Below are 3,070 nucleotides of genomic sequence, written 5' to 3'. Positions count from 1 at the left end.
CAGGGTCGACTATTTGATCAAATTCGTCTTCTGTAACAAAACCTAATTTAGCATTTGCTTCTCTTAGGCTTAGGCCTTCTTTGTGGGCGAATTTAGCCATCCTGCTTGCCTTATCATAGCCGATGTGTGGTGAAAGGGCTGTTACAAGCATGAGGGATTTTTCTAGATTTTCCCCTATCTTATTCTCATTTGCCACAAGTCCTTTGACTAAGTGTTCGTTAAAGGAATGTATTCCCTTTGTAAGAATTTTTATAGATTCTACCATCTTATAGATTATAAGCGGCATATAGGCATTTAGCTCGAGCTGGCCAAGGGCATTTGCCATGGTTATCGCCTGGTCATTTGCCATTACTTCAAGTGAGATCATTGTAAGCATCTCTACCTGGGTTGGGTTGACCTTGCCTGGCATGATTGATGAGCCTGGTTCATTTGATGGAATTGTTAGTTCGCCAATCCCTGTCCTCGGTCCTGAGGATAAAAACCTTATGTCTTCAGCGATTTTAAGTAAATCAGAAGCTAGGATTTTTATGGCCCCGTGGGTTTTGGCTAGGCCCTGTTTGCTTGATAGTTGGAGAAACTTATTATCATCGGCCCTTAACTTAAGGCCTGTGAGGTCAGATAGGACCTCTGCCATTTTCTTGTCATAGCCTTCCTTGGTATTTAGGCCTGTACCAACAGCAGTACCCCCTATGGCAAGATTTTGAAGGGTCTTGGCAGATTCTTTTATATAGTCCCCATCTCTTTTTATCATGTCCCCATAGGTTTTGATTTCATCTGATAAGCTTAGGGGAGTGGCATCCTGGAGATGGGTCCTGCCTGTTTTTATTATTCCTTCAACTTCCTTAGCTTTTTTGTAAAATTCTTCATATATTTTTTCTACTTCTGGCAGGAGGTTATCCTTGATTAACCTAAGACTTGTAAGGTGCATAGCTGTTGGGAAGGAGTCATTGGTTGACTGGCTCATATTTACATGGTCATTAGGATGGATTAGTTTTTCTCCTAAAATATCATTAGCCAAATGAGCTATGACCTCATTGACATTCATATTTGTTTGGGTGCCTGACCCGGTTTGGTAGACTGTTAGGGGAAATTGGTCCTCATAGCCCCCAGCCAATACCTTATCACATGCTTCTACTATGGCGTCCTTGTAGGTATCTTCTAGCTTATCCTGGTCATTATTAACAAGGGCCGCAGCTTTTTTTACAAGAACAAGCGACTTAATTTGCTCATCGGGCATGGTTGCCACTCCCTGGGGAAAGTTCTCAAAAGATCTCTGGGTCTGAGCAGCCCAGAGCTTGTCCTCTCTTACTTTGACCTCTCCCATGGAGTCTTTTTCTATCCTATAATCCATCAGCCCTTCTCCATATGTTCTTCATCTAGGATGCCCGGCTTAGTCATCTTCCTATAGTCTAAAATTTTATCTATTTCATCACTTGTCATTATGCCTTTTTCTAGGATTAAATCCCTTATAGGTCTTCCCTCTCTCATAGATTCTTTGGCAATAGCTGAAGCCTTGTCATAGCCTATATGTGGGGCAAAGGCTGTAACTATGCCCACAGAATTTTCAACCTTGGCCCTAAGCTTTTCCTTATCAGCAGTGATGCCTTTTATACAATTTACAGTTAGGGTTTGGATAGCACCCCTGAGAGCTGTTATTGATTGGATTAGGGCGTAGAAAATAATTGGTTCAAAGGCATTGAGCTCTAGCTGGCCTGCCTCAACAGCCATGGTCACTGTCAGATCATTACCTATTACTAAAAAGGCAACCTGGTTTACAACCTCAGGTATAACAGGGTTTACCTTGCCAGGCATTATAGAAGAGCCTGCTTGCTTGGCAGGAAGGTCAAAGTCAGAAATCCCTGTGGTTGGGCCAGAAGATAAGAGTCTTAGGTCATTTGCTATCTTTGAAAGACTTGCTGCAAAGGTCTTTAAAACAGATGAGGCAAACAAAAACCCATCTAGGTTTTGGGTTGAATCTATAAGGTCTTCTGCCTGCTTAAGGTCAAGACCTGTGATCTCCCTTAGGGTCTTATCAATGTTTTCCACATAGTGGTCATCAGCATTCATACCTGTACCCACAGCTGTACCACCCAGATTTACAGTGGATAGCTTTTCTATTGCTGTATTAAATTTATCAAGTCCCCTTGCCACAACCCTAGAATAGGCCTTAAACTCTTGACCAAGGGTAATTGGAACCGCATCTTGAAGCTGGGTACGGCCCATCTTTACATAGTCATCAAAATCTTCTGCCTTTTTATCAAGGGCAGTTATCAACTCTTCAGTATCCTTTGCCAGGTCCCTAATATAGCGAATAAGGGCAATTTTACCAGCTGTTGGTATGACGTCATTGGTAGACTGGCCGAGGTTTACATGGTCATTTGGATGGATATATTCATAATGGCCAAGCCTCCCACCAAGGCTAAGATTGGCAATATTTGCTATAACCTCATTGGCATTCATATTAGATGAGGTCCCAGCCCCTCCCTGTATTGGGTCAACTATAAAATCTTTTATGTATGAGCCTGCTAAGATTTCATCACAAGCCCTTACTATAGCCTCACTCTTCTTATCTGAAAGTATACCGACTTTATTATTTTGAATAGCACAGGCCTTTTTCACCTCAACAATACCCCTGATAAAGTAAGGATCTAAGGCCTGTCCTGTTATCCTAAAATTCTCAAAGGCCCTATAGGCATTGGCCCCATAATAAGCATCCTTTGGAATATTAAGTTCCCCTAAAGAATCTCTTTCAACCCTATAATCTGTCATTAATATCTCCTTTTTCCTATATTTTCCAGCGAATATAATAATCTTCTTACCTATATTATAAGCTAAGCAAACGATTTATCCAAAAACTTTTATCTTTAACTTCTCATTTTTTATCCCATAACTCACATATAAAACTAGATATAAAACTTTAGTTAGGTTTATAAAACAAAAAAATATTTATCCATAAAAAAAGTTGCCTATAATAGATATATTTGATATACTTATTATATAAACATATATAAGGAGGGAATATGAAAAAGAACAGAATACCTTACCTACTAATGGCACTGTTATTTAGCTT

2 protein-coding genes are annotated in these 3,070 nt (G+C 40.2%); both read right to left on the bottom strand.

Features of this window, described 5'->3' with window-relative positions; genetic code table 11:
• The coding region (locus Q0410_RS01270) for a lyase family protein (protein ID WP_299032009.1) at window positions 1-1,351 on the bottom strand (1,351 nt) is incomplete at its 3' end.
• Complete coding sequence (locus Q0410_RS01265; RefSeq protein ID WP_299032006.1) at window positions 1,351-2,769, bottom strand: aspartate ammonia-lyase; 1,419 nt, start codon at window positions 2,767-2,769, stop codon at window positions 1,351-1,353. The genes Q0410_RS01265 and Q0410_RS01270, both read right to left, overlap by 1 nt.
• Between the last annotated feature and the right edge of the window lie 301 nt (window positions 2,770-3,070).

The organism is uncultured Anaerococcus sp. (assembly GCF_937934665.1).
In the GTDB taxonomy this organism is placed as follows: domain Bacteria; phylum Bacillota; class Clostridia; order Tissierellales; family Peptoniphilaceae; genus Anaerococcus.
The sequence above is the reverse complement of the archived record's forward strand: the minus strand, read 5'-3'. Positions and strand labels throughout refer to the sequence as shown.